This window comes from Nocardia sienata NBRC 100364 (assembly GCF_001613205.1).
Lineage (GTDB): Bacteria > Actinomycetota > Actinomycetes > Mycobacteriales > Mycobacteriaceae > Nocardia > Nocardia sienata.
Genome location: NZ_BDBX01000051.1, coordinates 43,427 through 58,739, shown reverse-complemented (window position 1 = coordinate 58,739; position 15,313 = coordinate 43,427). Strand labels below are relative to the sequence as shown.

Sequence of the window (15,313 nt, the reverse complement as noted above, 5' to 3'; positions counted from 1 at the left end):
CACGGGAGAAGAAATGATCAGCGAGGAACAGCAGGAGCTGGTGGCGGCGGTGCGGGGACTGCTGGCCAAACGTGACGCGCGTGCCGGTATCCGCAAGGCCATGGACACCGATCTGGGCTACGACCCGCAGCTGTGGGCGCAGCTGTGCGAACAGGTCGGCGTGGCCGCGCTGGCCGTACCCGAGGAGTTCGGCGGGTTCGGCGCCGGCCTGGTCGAATCCCTGCTGGTGGTCGGCGAACTCGGCCGGACACTCGCCGATGTGCCGATGCTGGGCTCGGCGGTACTGGGTGCGCAGGCGGTGCTGCTCTCCGGTGACCATGAGGCCTGCGCGCGACTGCTGCCCGGTGTCGCCGAGGGCCGGCGCACTCTCGCCGTCTGCTGGGCCTCGGCCCGTGGCTGGGACGACTTCGGGGTGAAGGCCACGGGGGGAACGCTCGACGGTACGGCCCACTACGTACTCGACGGCACGGTCGCCGACACTCTGATCGTGGTCACCGAATCCGGTCTCTTCGAGGTCGACGCGACTGCCGACGGTGTCGAGCGGCGCCGGGTCGCCGCCATGGACCCCTCCCGCGCCCTGTCGGAGGTCTCGTTCACCGCGACACCCGCCCACCGGCTGGGTGACGCGGACCCCGCCCCGATCATCGAGCGCCTGCACCGCGTCGCGTGGGCGGCCGTCGCCGCCGAACAGGTCGGTGCGGCCGAATACTGCCTGGAGGCCACGGTCGACTACACCAAGTCGCGGGTGCAGTTCGGCCGGGCCATCGGCAGTTTCCAGGCCCTCAAACACCGGATGGCCGATATGTACGTACTCGCGGAGTCGGCGAAATCGGCGTCTCTGGCCGCCACCTTCGCGGTGGCCGAGGACACACCGTCGGCCGCCGAGGACGTATGGGTCGCCCGCCGTCAGTGCTCGGAGTCGTTCTCCACCATCGCCGCGGAAACCATCCAGTTGCACGGCGGTATCGCCATCACCTGGGAGCACGACGCGCACCTGTACTTCAAGCGCGCCCACGGCGACGCCGAACTCTTCGGCGTCCCACGCCGTCCGCTGGTCCACAACTGAGAACACGGCGACCCGGTGTCCGCCGGGCCTTCTCGTCGACCGTCTTCGGCAAGGCCACGCCGGACGGTGAACCGGGGACTCGCGGGCAGCGGTGGCACGCAGACTCGCTGCCGGCAGCGACATGTGGTGCGAAAAAAGAATTGCGTGGGCGCGGGAGCCGTGCCAGAGTAACCGGTAACAGCGAGTTGTGAGGGAGGTGGAGAACGTGACGGTCGCCCGGATTGCCGTGGCGCGGCGAACCGCACCGGTTCGTACCGCCCTGTCGTTCTCCCTCTCGAACTCCACTCGCTGAGCCCGGTCGGGCTCGGCGCCCGACGAAGGATTTCCTCCCTGATGGTCGACTTCGACCCACTCGTCCCTTTCGGCTGGACAGAAACCGTAGCCGCGCAGTACCTCCCACTCCTGGACCCCGATTGCGTACCCGCGCGCATCGTCCGGATGGATCGCGGTGAATGCGATGTGGTGACCCCCACCGGGCCCGCCCGGGCCACCTGTCCGCGCGCGGACTCCTCGGTGAGCGGCTTGTGCACCGGCGACTGGGTGAGCCTGGACACTCGCGCACATGTCCGGGCACAGCTCCCTCGCCGTACCGCTATCACCCGTTCCGCCGCGTCCGGGCGGTCGGAGGCCCAGGTGCTGGCCGCCAATGTCGATACCGTGCTGATCTGCGCACCCGCCGACGGCGACGTGGATCTGGGCCGTATCGAACGCATGCTCGCCCTGGTCTGGGAGAGCGGCGCCCAGCCCGTGGTCGTCCTCACCAAGGCCGACACCGCCGAGCACCTACCGCTCGACGAAGTCCGCGCCGTGGCGCCGGGCGCACCGGTGCTGGCGGTCAGCGCGACCGCCGAACTCGGCCTCGATGTGCTGGTCGCGGTGTTGACCGGGACAGTGGCACTGCTGGGACCGTCCGGCGCGGGTAAATCCACCCTGGCCAACGCACTGCTCGGCGCGGAGGTGTTCGCCACCGACACGGTGCGTACGACCGACAAGAAGGGCCGGCACACCACGGTGCACCGTGAGCTGCGGCCGCTGCCCACCGGCGGCACCCTCATCGACACTCCCGGGCTGCGGGGTGTCGGATTGTGGGACGCGGCCGAGGGCATCAGCCGGACCTTCAGCGATATCGAGCAACTCGCCGAGAGCTGCCGATTCGCCGACTGCGCCCACGAGGCCGAACCGGGTTGCGCGGTCCGCGCGGCCGTCGAATCCGGGGAAGTACCGGAACGGCGGGTGCGCAGCTACCGCAAGCTGGGCAAGGAGAACGCCTGGATGGAAGCGCGCTCGGACAAACGGCTCCAGGCCGAGCGCGACAAGGTCTGGCGGGGTCGCGCCAAGGAACAGCGGCGCATGTATCGCGAGCGCGGCTCCCGGCGCTGACCCCGCGGACAGCCGCCAACCAAGGAAAAGCGGCGGCCGCTTCAGCTCTACTGAAGCGGCCGCCGCGTACCATCTCTGCGCTGTCCCCTGTTTCGCTTCGGGGTAACCGAGGCCCCGGGACCCACGACTTCGAAACTCGGGACTCCGGCGCTCAGGTGTCACGAGTGAGCGGCACCGGATCCAACGAACTCGTCGGCTATCTCCTCGTTCGTCTCCTCGGAATCCCAATCCTTCTCGAGCGCGAGCGTCCCTTGCAGCGAGCCGCGGCCGGTACGGCCGACGCTGTGCTCGGCGGACACATTCCACGACATTCTCGTGAGAATACGCGCGGCCCATAAGGTACCTGGGATACACGGAAGCCCGAGGACTCCGGCCACTTACTCGGGGACCTCCAGCAAGCCCTCGTCGACGGCCCATTTGATGGTCTTCTGCAACCGTTCGCATGTATCCGGCCGACCGGGCCCGTACCCCTTGGCGCTGAGTTCGGCGAAGACCGGGCAGCGGGTGGCCGGGTTCTCGGCCCACTGCACCGAGGTCTGCCGGGAGCTGCTCTTGCGGACCCGTACCTCGGCGTCGCAGGACTGACACCGCAGCGGTGTCAGGCCGTCCTCCAGGTATCGCTGCTGGTCCACGACCGTCTGGGCCCGCACCGCGGCCTGCCGGGCGGGCTGGTCGGCGAAGTCGGGTGCTTTTGCCCAGCGGGTCATATCAGACTCCTGCCTCCGCTTGGTCGGCATCCGCCGCGGCCGCCTCTTGTTCGCGTTTGCGCCGCAGGTTCTCTTCGACCTCGGCCTCCCACGCCTCGTTCGCCTTGGTGGTGTCGACTTCGAATTCGAACCGCTGGGTCATCTTCTCGGTCACATCGGCGACATCGACATAGAACTGGTCGTACCAGCGCCGCAGCTGGTAGACCGGGCCGTCCTCCTCGCAGAGCAGCGGGTTCTCGACCTTGGATTTATGCTTCCAGATCTCCACGTCCTGCAGGAAACCGTCGCCGAAGAAATCGGCCATGGTCTTCGCGAGGTTCTGCGCGGTCTCGTCGTCGAGGCCCTTCGGCTTCTCGACGGTCAGGCCCCACTGCAGCATGAACGAATCCTGTGTCACCGGGTAGTGGCAGTTGATCAGGTTGACCGTGATCTCGTAACCGCCGTAGCTGTTGACCAGGGGGTTGATCATGTAGGAGGGCCCGAAGTACGAGGCCTCCGATTTCAGGAGTTGATCGCCGGCGTACTTGGCGCCCATCCCGATATCGGGCCGACCCTTGGTCTCCAGGAACTGAGTGGCGACATGCCCCTCGAAAACATTCTTGAAGAAGGTGGGGAAGGCGTAGTGGATATAGAAGAAGTGGGCCATATCCACGACGTTGTCGATGATCTCACGGCAGTTCGCGCCCTCGATCAGCAACGAGTTCCAGGTCCACTCCGTCCAGCCACTGTCGAGTTCCTCCACCGGGTTGCCGTCGGCATCGGTGTAGGGGCCCTTGATGTAAGGGATGGTGACCTCGGGTGGCGGTTCGTTGCGCTCGTGGTCGTGCCAGACGAAGAGCTGACCGTTGCGCTCGAGGGTGGTCCAGCGCCGCGTCCGCGCCAGCGGCGGAACCCGCCGCGCGTACGGGATGGACGTGCATTTGCCGTTCGCACCCCAGCGCCAGTCGTGGAACGGGCAGGCGATATCGTCGCCCTTGATCTCACCCATGCTGAGATCGCCGCCCATATGCCGGCAGTAGGCGTCGAGTACGTGCAATTCGCCGGCACTGTCGGCCCAGATCACCAGCTTGGTGCCGAACGCCTGCACCGAATGCGGTTTGCCGTCCCGGAAATTCTGCGCCAACCCCAGGCAATGCCATCCGCGCGCGTACCGGGTGGGAACCGAGCCGACGTCGAGCTCCCGGACCTTCGCACCGCCCGGCGTGGTTGCTGCCATCGCAATTCCTCCTCCTGCTGTACTAGAACACGTTACAAAACTGACGTCCCGAACGCCAGCGATTCACGCCACATGCAGCACATGTCGCATATTCACACCACGCGAACACCGGTTCTCGACATGAACAAGAACCTGTTCTAGTCTCAGAGGTAAATTCTGCGCCGAGCAGATGACTACCGGTTAGCAAACGACCAGGCAGGAGCAGGGGCCGGAGATGACGCGAGAAGTGACGATGCGGGTCGAAGCGCTATTGCCCACGCTGCGCGCCCGCGCGCAAGAGGCGGAAGACCTTCGGCAGATTCCCGAGGAATCCATCAAGGACCTGCAGGAAGCCGGTTTCTTCCGGTTGCTGCAGCCCAAGCAGTGGGGCGGGCACGCCGCGGACCCGGTCGTCTTCTACGACACGGTCCGCAAGATCGCCAGCGCCTGCGGCTCCACCGGTTGGGTCGCCGGGATCATCGGTGTGCACAACTGGCACCTGGCGCTGTTCGGCCAGGAGGCCCAGGAAGAGGTGTGGGGCGAGAACACCGATGTGCGGATCTCCTCCTCCTACGCGCCCATGGGCGCCGGCACCGTGGTCGACGGCGGCTACCGGGTCAGCGGTTCGTGGGCCTGGTCCTCGGGCTCCGGCCACGCCGACTGGACCTTCGTCGGCGGACCGGTGATCAAGAACGGCAAACCGGTCGATTTCGGCAGCTTCCTGATCCCCCGCTCCGAATACGAGATCGACGACGTCTGGAACGTGGTCGGCCTGCGCGGCACCGGATCGAACACGCTCGTGGTGAAGGACGTTTTCGTACCCACGCACCGGTTCCTCAGCTACAAGACCATGAACGACCTGAAATCGCCGGGTCTGGAGCGCAATACCGATCCCGTGTACAAGATGCCGTGGGGCACCATCCACCCCACCACCATCTCCGCGCCGATCGTCGGTATGGCCTACGGCGCCTACGAGGCCCATGTCGAGCACCAGGGCAAGCGGATTCGCGCGGCCTACGCCGGCGAGAAGGCCAAGGAGGATCCGTTCACCAAGGTGCGGATCGCCGAGGCCTCCAGCGATATCGATGCCGCCTGGCGGCAGCTCTCGGGCAATGTGGCCGAGGAATACGCGCTGCTGCTCGAGGGCAAGGAGATCCCGTTCGACCTGCGCGTACGTGCCCGCCGCGACCAGGTCCGCGCAACCGGCCGGGCCATCGCCTCGATCGACAAACTGTTCGAGAGCTCGGGTGCCACCGCCCTGGTGAACGGCACCCCGCTGCAGCGGTTCTGGCGCGACGCGCACGCCGGGCGCGTGCACGCGTCCAACGATCCCGAACGCGCCTACGTCATGTACGGCACGCACGAATTCGGGCTGCCGGTTTCCGACGGGATGGTGTGATGACCTCGACCGCCGAACTCACCTACGAGTCCACCTCGCGATTCGCCCAGGTTCGCCCGGATCTGAAACTGCATTACCACGAGGCCGGTGTGGGTAACGGTCCCACCATCGTGCTGCTGCACGGCGGCGGCCCGGGCGCGTCCTCGTGGTCGAACTTCTCCCGCAACATCGCGGTGCTGGCCCGCGACTTCCATGTGATCGCGGTCGACCAACCCGGGTACGGGCAGTCCGATAAGCCGACCGAGCACCCGCAGTACTTCGTGCACAGCTCCTCGGCGCTGAAGGATCTGCTCGACACCCTGGAGATCACCGACCGGGTCCATCTGCTGGGCAATTCGCTCGGCGGCGGCGCCGCGGTGCGTTTCGCGCTCGACCATCCCGATCGCGCCGGGAAACTGATCCTGATGGGCCCGGGCGGGCTGAGCACCAACCTCTTCGCTCCCGACCCCACCGAGGGCGTCAAACTGCTGGGCAAGTTCAATTACGAACCCACCCGGGAGAATCTCGAGGCGTTCCTGCGGATCATGGTCTTCGACCAGTCCCTGGTCACCGAGGAACTGATCGAGGAGCGTTTCGCCTCGGCGAGCACCCCCGAGGCGCTGGCGGCCGCCCGGGCCATGGGTAAATCCTTCGCCAGCGCCGATTTCGAGAAGGGCATGCTCTGGCGGGACGCGTACAAACTGCGCCAGCCGGTCCTGCTGATCTGGGGCCGCGAGGACCGGGTGAACCCACTCGACGGCGCGCTGGTGGCGCTCAAGAGCATCCCGCGCGCACAATTGCACGTATTCGGCGGGTGCGGGCACTGGGCACAGCTGGAGAAGTTCGCCGAATTCAACCGGCTGGCCACTGATTTCCTGCTCGGCGTCAAGGAGAAATGACAATGAGTATCAAAGCACTCGGCTATATGCGCATCGAGGCCACCGATATGGCGGCCTGGCGCGAGTACGGGCTGAAAGTGCTCGGCATGATGGAGGGCGACGGGAACAATCCCGACGCGCTGTATCTCCGGATGGATGATTTCGCCGCCCGGCTGGTGATCGTGCCGGGTGAGAAGGACCGGCTGCTGGTCTCGGGCTGGGAGGTCACCGACGGCCCCGCCTTGCAACGCCTCCGGGAGACACTGGAGAAGAACGGCGTCGACTTCGAAGAAGGCACCAAGGAGGAACTCGCCGAGCGCCGGGTCGAAGGGATGATCCGCTTCCGGGATCCTTCCGAGAACACCCTCGAGGCGTTCTACGGCGCGCAGTACCTGGGCCGGCGGTTCGTCAGCCCGTACGGCCACAAATTCGTCACCGCCGAACAGGGCTTGGGCCATGTGGTCCTGACCTGTAATGACGATGCCGCGGCACAGGCGTTCTACCAGGATGTGCTCGGCTTCCGGCTGCGCGATTCGATGCGTTTGCCGCCGCAGCTGGTGGGTCGGCCGGAGGACGGCGACCCGGCCTGGTTGCGGTTCTACGGATGCAATCCGCGCCACCACGCGCTCGCGTTCCTGCCGTTGCCCAATCCGACCGGCATCGTCCACCTCATGGTCGAGGTGGAGAACTCCGACGATGTCGGCCTGTGCCTGGACCGGGCCATGCGCAAGAAGGTGAAGATGTCTGCCACTCTGGGCCGGCACATCAACGACAAGATGCTGTCGTTCTATATGAAGACGCCCGGTGGGTTCGACGTCGAATTCGGCTGCGAAGGGCTGGAAGTCGACGACCACAGCTGGATCGCCCGGGAATCCACCGCGGTGAGCCTGTGGGGCCACGATTTCTCCGTGGGTTTCAAGTGATCTCCGGCCGGGCCCGGTGCGATACTCGCATCGGGTCCGGCTGAATCCGGCGGCCCGTCCGCCGGCAGCTCCATGAACGAGGCGAGGACGGTATGAACGTGACGGCACCAGCGGATCCGGCCGACGGCGCGGACGACGCGGCCGCGGAGCAGGCCACCATCGACCCCCGGCAGTTCCGCAATATCCTCGGGCAGTTCTGCACCGGCATCACGGTCATCACCACGTTCACCGACGACGAAACCCCGATCGGTTTCGCCTGCCAGTCCTTCGCCGCCCTCTCCCTCGAGCCACCCCTGGTGCTGTTCTGCCCGACCAAGGGTTCGCGGTCCTGGGCCGCTATCGAAGCCAACGGCCGGTTCTGTGTGAACGTACTCGCCGAGGAACAGCAGCCGGTCTGCGCGAAATTCGGCTCTCGCGAGCCGGACAAGTTCGCCGGAACCGATTGGCACACCTCCGACCTCGGCCTGCCGCGGCTCGACAACTCCCTGGCCACCATCGAATGCCGGGTGGACAGCGTGGTCGACGGCGGCGACCACTTCATCGTCATCGGCCGCGTCCTGGCCATGTCGGAGACCCCCGCCGCGACCAACGGCCGCCCGCTGCTGTTCTACCGGGGCCAGTACACCGCCATCGAACCGGAGAAGACCACCCCGGCGCCCTGGCGCGCCGACCTCGACCACTTCCTCACCACCACGACCCTGGACACCTGGTTGTAGCAACAACACCCCACCACCAGCGCGGATCGACGACCGGGTTACCGAACCATTGACCCAACAGGTAGCTTTGTCCGCCGTGTCGGTACAAGGGGGAAACGACGAACGATCGATTTTCGACCACGTTCCACTGGCAGCATACGAATTGGCAGGGCAGGGAACGCACCTGTTGACCGAGGTCGAGCGTGATGCCATCGCGGCGTACGCCCTCGGCGGTTACGAGCGGGTCAATGCCGCGATGCGGGGGCTCATCCCGATGACTTCAGCGCTCAGCTCACGGATCTCTGCGATCCGCTCCGGACTGCGCCGTTACCCTCTGCCGACCACTGTCCGAGTCACACGTGAGACCGATGCCTATTTGTACGGCATAACCGACGAACAGTCAGCACAGGCATTGATCGATCAAGAATTCGCCGAGCCCGGTTCTTGTCGACGTCGGGGGCCTTTCAACCGCCGCATTCCACTCGACGACCGAATCCGGCGATTCTGGAACTCGTAGTGCCGGCCGGAACGCCGGCACTACGACTCGGCGAGCTCGCCGAGATCAAGGAAGAACGCGAAGTGCTCATCATCGACGCACGTAGGTACTTCGTCGTTGCCGTCCGATTTGATCAGCAGCGTAATATGTGGCGTATCCAAGCGGCCGTAATGGAGGAGGAGCTGTGAGTCCGCTCACCGATGACAAGTTGCAGCCGCGCCGCGTTCCACTGACACCGGAGCAGGTACGCAAGCGCCGACAGCAAGCTCAGCAGATACTCGCAAACGCGTCCGACTCCCGTCGCAAGGACTCCGGCCCCGCTCAATAGTCCGGCTGGCACGTCATACCCGAACGCCCCCGGGCCGCCGAAACGCAATCCGAACATGCCGACCCTGGTTTACTCCGCCAGTCCGAGTAAACCTGGTCTGTTCGCCATCGACCGCCACTGCCGAGCGGGGTCGGCGGCGAGCCGGCGGGTGGTCAGGTCGAGTAGCCCGCTGACGTGGGTTACCGTGGCGGCGACCTCGCCGTCCGGGCGGGTGAGGACGTGCTCGACCCGGTAGGTCTTGCCCGTCCCCCATACCCAGTCGCAGGTGATGTCGACCAAGTCGCCGCCGCGCAGCTCCCGCTGGAAGCGCAGGACCGTTTCCAGATTCACCGGACCGAAGCCGGCCACGATCATTTCCTCCACCGAGATACCCGCCGCCTGAACACACGCGAACCGGGAGTGATCGGCGTACTGGTGATACGCCGCACCGGTCACATGTCCCTGGAGATCCAGATCGGAAACTCTCACTTCGATCCGGTTGCTGAACGCCATCACCGAATCATGCCGGTCGCCACCGACAGGCGGCAGGCGCGCTACTCCCGGTTTCCGGCCAGTTCCTCGGTGATTCGCTCCAGACCCTCCCCCGCCCGGCCGTCGGCGATCTGCCGATCGATGAGGTTCTTGATCGGCCCGACGATGTCCAGGGCGACCCCGGCGTCCCGGCTGGCCCGCACGATCGCGTCGAAGGCGGGTTTGTGGAACCGCGCGGGCTGCACCTCGTCGGTGTAGTCGCCGCTGTCGATCACCTCCGCATACGCCGGGAGCAGTCCCGCCATGGCGGTGACGTACGCGGCCGCCCGTGGGGCGAAGGAAGTGGCCGTGACCCCGGCCGAGCGCACCATGGCGGCACCGTGGAAGAACCCGGTGAACATCGCGTACATACCGGCCAGCAGCGCGAAATCGTAGAGCGCGGCGGTCCCGGGATCGTCGCCGAAATAGTCCGCCGCACCCAGCTTTTCGAGGTCGGGCCGGAACCGCTCGAAGACCTGCTCCGATCCGCTGTACAGGATCGAGGCGCCCGGTCCGCCGATCATGGGCGGTACCGCCATGATGCCGCCGTCCAGGAAGTCGATACCGCGGTCGGCGGCCCACCGGCCGAACTCCCGCGACTCTTCCGGAGTGGTGCTGGTGAGATCGATCAGCGCCTTGCCCCGCAGTCCATCGGCCACCGGATCCAGTACGGCGTGGACCGAAGCGTGGTCGCCGAGCACCGCGATCACCAGGTCGGCGGCGGCGAGCGCAGCGGCCGGATCGGCGGCGCGCACCGCGCCCATTCCGACGAGTTCGGTGTCCTTTCCGGGTGTGCGGTTCCATACGGTGGTGGGATTGCCGCCTTTGACCAGGGCGGCGGCGATGGCCCGGCCCATCGGTCCGAGACCGAGTACCGTCACGGCTGCCTGTTCCTTCGCGGTCATATCTGTGCCGACTCCTCTGCTGAATGCGTTGTACACGCTTCGATGAACACTGGCTTCGGCGCGCCGTGTTCGAGAATCGCCGACACCAGGCGCCGCGACAAGTACCTACTATTCGGTGGGGTAGTTACCACGACGTATGTGAGCAGGCAGCGAGGCCGAGATGGGCGAGAAAAGGTTCGGGCCGTACTTCTGCGGTATCGATGCCGCTATGGATGTGATCAGCGGCAAATGGAAAGGCCTGATCCTCTGGGAGCTGGAGAACTACGGGGTGCGCCGCTTCGGTGAACTGCGCCGCGGATTGCCCGGTGTGTCGGAGAAGATGCTGATCCAGCAGTTGCGCGAACTCGAAGAGGACGGGCTGGTGGACCGGAAAGTCCACCCCGAGGTGCCGCCGCGGGTGGAGTACCGGCTCACCGGCCTGGGCCGATCGATGAACAGCGCGCTGGAACCGCTCGGCGCCTGGGGACGGGAACGGATCGAACGAATCGGCGCGGCCCGGATCCAGCCGCTGCGCGAGCCGAGCCGGACGGCGGCCGATCAGGACGCGGCCGCGAAATAGGCAGTGCGTACGTCCACGATCGTCGGCGGAGGCAGATCGGGAGCCCCCGCGCCGAGCTCACCCAGCCGGATATGCCAGGTGGGTGCGGAGGTGTCGATGGCGGTCCGGGCATCGGACGGCTGCAGGACGACCTCGGCGCCGCCGGTGCACCAGTAGGCGCCCACCAGACCGTCGGCTCGGCCGCCCCATGCCCCACCCACCCGGATACGGCATCGGCGGCCGTCGGCCAGTTCCAGCGCCCACGGTTCGGGCTCGAGGGTCTTCCCGATCGGTTCGAGCCGGGGCTCCACGCTGTACCAGCGCAGTTCCCGGTTCCAGGGATCATCGGCGCACAGCAGTTCGGTTCCGCCGGCGCCGGCCCAGCAGATATCGGCGGCGTCGGCGGAGGCACCGCAGTGGTAGATACCCGGGCTGGTCGCGGAACGACTGGATACGGCGTTACTGCAGTCGAGCCGACCGGCGGGCGCGGTACCGGATACATCGAAACCGTCGGTCGGCCGGCCGGATGCGTCGACGGCGACCAGGGAAACCACCGTGGTGGACGGCGGGTCCGGTGGCTGCTGCACCTCGGGCGCCGCGGCCGTCGATGATCGCGCCGGGACCGTGGGAACTCCCGAGGAGACCACCGAGCCGGGGTCGCCGCCGCTCGGTGACGCGCAACCGCTCAGCGCCACCACCAGCAGCGAAGTGAAAACCGGGACCGACCGTACCCACACCGCGAACGCCATGAGTCACCACCTGGCTCGGGGACAGTGGAGCCGAGTGTAGCCGGGGCAGACCCGAAGTCGGCAGAATCGAAGAGGTGAATCCCGTCGGACCCGAACCGGTTCGGTCGGTTTCCGGTTTCACGGCAGCTTCGCGTGGCGTCCGGTGCGGACCGTTGGTACCGGAAACCCTCCGGCGCAGCGTCACGTTCGGCGTCGGAGAGGGGTTTCGGACACGCGACGGTCTACCCGACGACCCTCACGCAGCTGTCACCGTGAAGTTCGCTCCTGCCCGTTCGATGACCTCGTCGAGTACCTCGCGGGAGCGGAGCAGATCGGCGATCATGCGGTCGATCCGGTCCCGTTCGGCCTGCAGCTCGTTCACCAGCGAGGGTGTGGCGAATTCGCCTGCGCCGCCGTCGGTGTCCCGCATGCAGGGCAGAATCTCCACGATCTTCTTACTGCACAGTCCGGCCGCGAACAGCTCCTGGATGTGCACGACCCGGTCCACCGCGTGCTCCGGATAGTCGCGGTGTCCGCCCGGTGTGCGGTCGGCGGTGAGCAACCGCTGCTCCTCGTAGTAGCGCAGTGATCGTTCGCTGACCCCGGTCCGCTGCGCCAGTTCTCCGATTCGCATGCTCACCTCGCTTTTTCCTGTTCGGGCTTGAACTTCACATCAATGTCAGGTCTTACCGTCCAGGCATGACAACCACAGCGCCCCGCGATCTATTCGCTCCCATTCGACTCGCCGGTCTGGAGCTACCACACCGCCTGGTAATGGCCCCCTTGACACGAAACCGCGCGGAAGCAGACGGCACCCCCTCGGACCTGATGGCGACCTATTACGCCCAGCGGGCCGGCGCGGGCCTGATCATCGCCGAGGCCGCCACCCCGAACCAGGTGGGTCAGACCTACGCCAATATTCCCGGTATCCACCGCGCCGAGCACATCGCCGGCTGGCGCCGCGTCACCGACGCCGTCCGGGCGGCCGGGGGCCATATGTTCCTGCAACTCCAGCACGGCGGCCGGGTCGGCCATCCCGACAACAGCGGCCTGGTCCCGGTCGCGCCCTCGCCGATCCCGCTGCCCGATACCGTGCACACCCCGTCGGGCCATCGGCCTGCCGTGACGCCGCGTGAACTCACGGTCGACGACATCTACTCCACCGCAGCCGATTTCGTCGCCGCGGCACGCAATGCCGTCGAGGCCGGTTTCGCCGGGGTCGAGGTCCACAGCGCCAATGGATACCTGCTGCACCAGTTCCTGGCCCGCAACACCAACCAGCGCACCGACGCCTACGGCGGTCCGGTCGAGAATCGGATCAGGTTCACGATCGAGGTCGTCGAGGCGGTGGCGGCGGCCATCGGCCCGGAGCGGGTGGGGTTGCGCATCTCGCCGGCGAATCCTGTCAACGGCATAGCGGAGGGAGATACCGAAGCCATCTATCCGGCGTTGGTCACCGCGGTCGCCGAGCTGGGCCTCGCCTACCTGCACATCGTCCGAGTCGACGCGGACGACCCGCTGCTGCGGCGGCTCCGTGAACTGTGGCCCGGGAGTCTCGTCGCCAATCCCGCGGGTGATGCCCGCGACGCCGGCGCCATCATCGACCGGGCCGAGCGTCTGGTCGCCGCCGGAGCCGACCACATCGCCCTGGGCCGCGCCTTCCTGGCCAACCCCGACCTGGTCGAACGCCTGCGCGCCGGCGCGCCGCTCAACGCGATCCGCGACGCACATCTGATGTACGTGGGCGGAGCCGAGGGCTACACCGACTATCCGACCCTCGCGGCCACCGCCTGAGCACCCGATCGCCGGCGCCGATGGAAGCCGGACCGTGTATCGCCGGAGCTGCACGGTCGGGCCCCGTCAGAGGTGGGCGACCGCTTCCCGGTACCGGCGCCCCAGGGTGCGGATGTGCTCGACCAGTTCCGGCGGGCCGTCGACACGGAAATCCATCATGAGCATGCTCAGGTAGATGGCGATCGTCTCCATCGCGTCCGCGCCGGTGAGCAGCAGGCACGAGTTCTCGTCGACCGGTTCCACGACCCCGACCGCCGGATTGATACGGGCGATAACGGTTTCCGCGGGCGCCAGCACAGTGACCCGGGCGTGCACCGCATAGCCCGCGGAGGCCACCTCCCGGAGCACGAAAGCGACCAGATCGCGATCGGGCGGGGTGCGGGCGGCGAAGCGGCGGGTGCCCGGCACGACCCGACGCCGGTCGGCCACCGGAAACGCGCGCCAGGTGTGCGCGTCGAGGTCGTAACCGACCAGATACCAGCGCCGCCGCCAGCTGACCAGCCGGTACGGCTCGACCCGCTGGTCGTCGAGCTCGAGCTCCCGGGCGGCGCGGATCGCCGCCGCGATCGTGGCGAGGGTTTCCGCGGGCACCGGCGCGTCCGGTTCCCGGGATCCGATCGTCGCCGGGCCGACCGCGGTGGTCTCACGCAGCGCGTTGACAGTGCGCTGCAGGCGTTTCGGCAGGATTCGCTCCAGTTTGGCCAGCGCCCGTTTGACGCTGTGATCGATATCGGCGATTCCGGTGGACCCGTCCTCGGCCAGGCCCATGGCGAGAGCGACCGCTACTGCTTCGTCATCGTCGAGCAGCAGCGGCGGCATGGTGGCGCCCTGGCCGAGACGGTAGCCGCCGACCGGGCCCCGCGTGGCGTGCACCGGGTAGCCGAGTTCGCGCAGGCGGGCGATGTCCTGGCGCAGGGTGCGGTCGGTTGTTCCGAGCCGCTGCGCCAGTTCGGGCCCGGTATATCCGCGGTCCTGGAGCAGCGACAGCAACCGGAGCACCCGGGTGGTGGTGGAGGTCACAAAATTCTCGTTCCCGGCGGGTTTCTATCAGGAAGGAAATGAGCCTAATAGGGCCATAGCCTGAGTTCAACGCCGAAAACGACCGAGAGGCAGAAAAATGGAAACCACCGCCCCACAGGACATCACCGCTCAGCTCGCCCCGGTCTGGCGCGAGGTGCTGACCGCCGCCCACGAAGCGCTGCGTCGGGCGATCGCGCGCGTCGGGGCCGGCCAATGGCAGCTGGCGACTCCGTGCGCCGACTGGAACGTCGCGCAGGTCGCCGAGCACGCCGCCGCGGACCAGCGGGCCTTCGCCGCGGCGCTCGGCGTGGGCGCCGGCCCGTCCTACGACCCCTTCTCCCCCACCGGCACGATCGCCGACGGACCCGTCGCCCTGGTCACCGCCGCCCTCGAGGAGACAGCAACCGCCTGGTCCACGGTCACCGACGACACCGAAAGCGTCCCCACCCCGCTCCCCTTCGGCCCGCTGCCCACCCCGGTGGCTGCCGTGCTGTGCGCCCTGGACGCGGCGGTCCACGCCTGGGATATCGCGGTCGCCACCGGACAGGAATCGCCGCTGACCGACGATCTCTCGGCGCCGATTCTCGCCGCGGCCCAGGGCCGGATCGAACCGCTGCGCGATTGGGGCGCCTATGGCCCGATCGTCGAGGGCGAGGGTTCCGACACCGACCGGCTGCTGCGTTACCTGGGTCGCCGACCGCGACGGTGACCCGCACTCGCGGCAGTATCCGGATAGCACCAGCCACATCGACCAGGTGGTCTCCTACATCAC

At 67.1% G+C, this 15,313-nt stretch carries 19 protein-coding genes; 11 read left to right on the top strand and 8 right to left on the bottom strand.

Translation table 11 applies throughout. From position 1 onward, the window contains the following. The first annotated feature begins 13 nt into the window (after positions 1-13). Positions 14-1,066: an acyl-CoA dehydrogenase family protein gene (locus tag NS4_RS25135; RefSeq protein ID WP_063061969.1), complete on the top strand. Its 1,053-nt coding sequence runs from the start codon at positions 14-16 to the stop codon at positions 1,064-1,066. Positions 1,067-1,399: 333 nt separating this feature from the next. Next, positions 1,400-2,446, top strand: coding sequence for a ribosome small subunit-dependent GTPase A (gene rsgA, locus NS4_RS25130; RefSeq protein WP_063061968.1), 1,047 nt, complete (start codon positions 1,400-1,402; stop codon positions 2,444-2,446). Between the two features lie 158 nt (positions 2,447-2,604). Here the strand turns inward: rsgA and NS4_RS25125 are convergent, their stop codons facing one another. The 3 genes from NS4_RS25125 to NS4_RS25115 form a co-directional block, all read right to left on the bottom strand. Beyond that, positions 2,605-2,757 carry a hypothetical protein gene (locus tag NS4_RS25125; protein WP_157106229.1) on the bottom strand — a complete coding sequence of 51 codons (153 nt, stop codon included), beginning with the start codon at positions 2,755-2,757 and terminating at the stop codon, positions 2,605-2,607. Between the two features lie 66 nt (positions 2,758-2,823). After that, on the bottom strand, positions 2,824-3,153 hold the full coding sequence (locus NS4_RS25120; RefSeq protein WP_063061966.1) for a hypothetical protein: 330 nt from the start codon (positions 3,151-3,153) through the stop codon (positions 2,824-2,826). Between the two features lies 1 nt (position 3,154). Then, the gene (locus NS4_RS25115) at positions 3,155-4,369 is read right to left on the bottom strand and encodes a 3-ketosteroid-9-alpha-monooxygenase, oxygenase component (protein ID WP_063061965.1); all 1,215 of its coding nucleotides are present in this window, start codon (positions 4,367-4,369) and stop codon (positions 3,155-3,157) included. A gap of 214 nt (positions 4,370-4,583) precedes the next feature. Between NS4_RS25115 and hsaA the strand changes: the two genes are divergently transcribed. The 6 genes from hsaA (at position 4,584) to NS4_RS32435 (ending at position 8,906) form a co-directional block, all read left to right on the top strand. Next, positions 4,584-5,747, top strand: coding sequence for a 3-hydroxy-9,10-secoandrosta-1,3,5(10)-triene-9,17-dione monooxygenase oxygenase subunit (hsaA, locus tag NS4_RS25110; RefSeq protein ID WP_063061964.1), 1,164 nt, complete (start codon positions 4,584-4,586; stop codon positions 5,745-5,747). After that, entirely contained in the window at positions 5,747-6,625 is an 879-nt protein-coding gene (gene hsaD, locus NS4_RS25105; protein WP_063061963.1) for a 4,5:9,10-diseco-3-hydroxy-5,9,17-trioxoandrosta-1(10),2-diene-4-oate hydrolase, read from the top strand. The genes hsaA and hsaD overlap by 1 nt, the downstream gene beginning before the upstream one ends. 2 nt (positions 6,626-6,627) lie before the next feature. After that, positions 6,628-7,527, top strand: coding sequence for an iron-dependent extradiol dioxygenase HsaC (gene hsaC, locus NS4_RS25100; RefSeq protein WP_063061962.1), 900 nt, complete (start codon positions 6,628-6,630; stop codon positions 7,525-7,527). 92 nt (positions 7,528-7,619) lie between these two features. Next, the gene (hsaB, locus tag NS4_RS25095; protein ID WP_063061961.1) at positions 7,620-8,243 is read left to right on the top strand and encodes a 3-hydroxy-9,10-secoandrosta-1,3,5(10)-triene-9,17-dione monooxygenase reductase subunit; all 624 of its coding nucleotides are present in this window, start codon (positions 7,620-7,622) and stop codon (positions 8,241-8,243) included. Positions 8,244-8,409: 166 nt separating this feature from the next. Next, positions 8,410-8,739 (top strand): hypothetical protein, encoded by a 330-nt coding sequence (locus NS4_RS25090; protein WP_157106228.1) that lies wholly within the window; start codon positions 8,410-8,412, stop codon positions 8,737-8,739. After that, the gene (locus NS4_RS32435; RefSeq protein WP_157106227.1) at positions 8,739-8,906 is read left to right on the top strand and encodes a hypothetical protein; all 168 of its coding nucleotides are present in this window, start codon (positions 8,739-8,741) and stop codon (positions 8,904-8,906) included. The genes NS4_RS25090 and NS4_RS32435 overlap by 1 nt, the downstream gene beginning before the upstream one ends. 209 nt (positions 8,907-9,115) lie before the next feature. Here NS4_RS32435 and NS4_RS25085 read toward each other — a convergent pair whose 3' ends face one another. Both NS4_RS25085 and NS4_RS25080 read right to left on the bottom strand, forming a co-directional pair. Next, complete coding sequence (locus NS4_RS25085; RefSeq protein WP_063061959.1) at positions 9,116-9,538, bottom strand: acyl-CoA thioesterase; 423 nt, start codon at positions 9,536-9,538, stop codon at positions 9,116-9,118. Between the two features lie 41 nt (positions 9,539-9,579). Beyond that, positions 9,580-10,461, bottom strand: coding sequence for an NAD(P)-dependent oxidoreductase (locus NS4_RS25080; protein ID WP_063061990.1), 882 nt, complete (start codon positions 10,459-10,461; stop codon positions 9,580-9,582). 160 nt (positions 10,462-10,621) lie between these two features. Between NS4_RS25080 and NS4_RS25075 the strand changes: the two genes are divergently transcribed. Beyond that, complete coding sequence (locus NS4_RS25075; protein ID WP_063061958.1) at positions 10,622-11,020, top strand: winged helix-turn-helix transcriptional regulator; 399 nt, start codon at positions 10,622-10,624, stop codon at positions 11,018-11,020. On the opposite strand, the gene NS4_RS25070 is transcribed toward NS4_RS25075, so the two are convergent. Together NS4_RS25070 and NS4_RS25065 are read right to left on the bottom strand one after the other, a co-directional pair. After that, entirely contained in the window at positions 10,999-11,748 is a 750-nt protein-coding gene (locus NS4_RS25070; RefSeq protein WP_063061957.1) for a hypothetical protein, read from the bottom strand. The two genes, NS4_RS25075 and NS4_RS25070, sit on opposite strands and share 22 nt — an antisense overlap. Before the next feature lie 235 nt (positions 11,749-11,983). After that, positions 11,984-12,361 (bottom strand): MerR family transcriptional regulator, encoded by a 378-nt coding sequence (locus NS4_RS25065; RefSeq protein ID WP_063061956.1) that lies wholly within the window; start codon positions 12,359-12,361, stop codon positions 11,984-11,986. 65 nt (positions 12,362-12,426) lie between these two features. On the opposite strand from NS4_RS25065, the gene NS4_RS25060 reads away from it, so the two are divergent. After that, positions 12,427-13,521, top strand: a complete 1,095-nt coding sequence (locus NS4_RS25060) for an alkene reductase (RefSeq protein ID WP_063061955.1) — start codon at positions 12,427-12,429, stop codon at positions 13,519-13,521. A gap of 66 nt (positions 13,522-13,587) precedes the next feature. Here the strand turns inward: NS4_RS25060 and NS4_RS25055 are convergent, their stop codons facing one another. Beyond that, the gene (locus NS4_RS25055) at positions 13,588-14,541 is read right to left on the bottom strand and encodes a helix-turn-helix transcriptional regulator (RefSeq protein WP_063061954.1); all 954 of its coding nucleotides are present in this window, start codon (positions 14,539-14,541) and stop codon (positions 13,588-13,590) included. A gap of 97 nt (positions 14,542-14,638) precedes the next feature. Between NS4_RS25055 and NS4_RS25050 the strand changes: the two genes are divergently transcribed. Continuing rightward, on the top strand, positions 14,639-15,250 hold the full coding sequence (locus NS4_RS25050) for a TIGR03086 family metal-binding protein (protein WP_063061953.1): 612 nt from the start codon (positions 14,639-14,641) through the stop codon (positions 15,248-15,250). The last annotated feature ends 63 nt before the right edge of the window (positions 15,251-15,313 follow it).

Bases quoted from the DNA above. Each gene is read 5' to 3' on its own strand.
- NS4_RS25120 (WP_063061966.1), bottom strand. From the start codon at position 3,153: ATGACCCGCTGGGCAAAAGCACCCGACTTCGCCGACCAGCCCGCCCGG.
- rsgA (WP_063061968.1), top strand. From the start codon at position 1,400: ATGGTCGACTTCGACCCACTCGTCCCTTTCGGCTGGACAGAAACCGTA.
- hsaC (WP_063061962.1), top strand. From the start codon at position 6,628: ATGAGTATCAAAGCACTCGGCTATATGCGCATCGAGGCCACCGATATG.
- NS4_RS25135 (WP_063061969.1), top strand. From the start codon at position 14: ATGATCAGCGAGGAACAGCAGGAGCTGGTGGCGGCGGTGCGGGGACTG.
- NS4_RS25050 (WP_063061953.1), top strand. From the start codon at position 14,639: ATGGAAACCACCGCCCCACAGGACATCACCGCTCAGCTCGCCCCGGTC.
- NS4_RS25070 (WP_063061957.1), bottom strand. From the start codon at position 11,748: ATGGCGTTCGCGGTGTGGGTACGGTCGGTCCCGGTTTTCACTTCGCTG.
- NS4_RS25080 (WP_063061990.1), bottom strand. From the start codon at position 10,461: ATGACCGCGAAGGAACAGGCAGCCGTGACGGTACTCGGTCTCGGACCG.
- NS4_RS25085 (WP_063061959.1), bottom strand. From the start codon at position 9,538: ATGGCGTTCAGCAACCGGATCGAAGTGAGAGTTTCCGATCTGGATCTC.
- hsaD (WP_063061963.1), top strand. From the start codon at position 5,747: ATGACCTCGACCGCCGAACTCACCTACGAGTCCACCTCGCGATTCGCC.
- NS4_RS25125 (WP_157106229.1), bottom strand. From the start codon at position 2,757: ATGTCGTGGAATGTGTCCGCCGAGCACAGCGTCGGCCGTACCGGCCGC.
- NS4_RS25075 (WP_063061958.1), top strand. From the start codon at position 10,622: ATGGGCGAGAAAAGGTTCGGGCCGTACTTCTGCGGTATCGATGCCGCT.
- NS4_RS25115 (WP_063061965.1), bottom strand. From the start codon at position 4,369: ATGGCAGCAACCACGCCGGGCGGTGCGAAGGTCCGGGAGCTCGACGTC.
- hsaB (WP_063061961.1), top strand. From the start codon at position 7,620: ATGAACGTGACGGCACCAGCGGATCCGGCCGACGGCGCGGACGACGCG.
- hsaA (WP_063061964.1), top strand. From the start codon at position 4,584: ATGACGCGAGAAGTGACGATGCGGGTCGAAGCGCTATTGCCCACGCTG.
- NS4_RS25060 (WP_063061955.1), top strand. From the start codon at position 12,427: ATGACAACCACAGCGCCCCGCGATCTATTCGCTCCCATTCGACTCGCC.
- NS4_RS25065 (WP_063061956.1), bottom strand. From the start codon at position 12,361: ATGCGAATCGGAGAACTGGCGCAGCGGACCGGGGTCAGCGAACGATCA.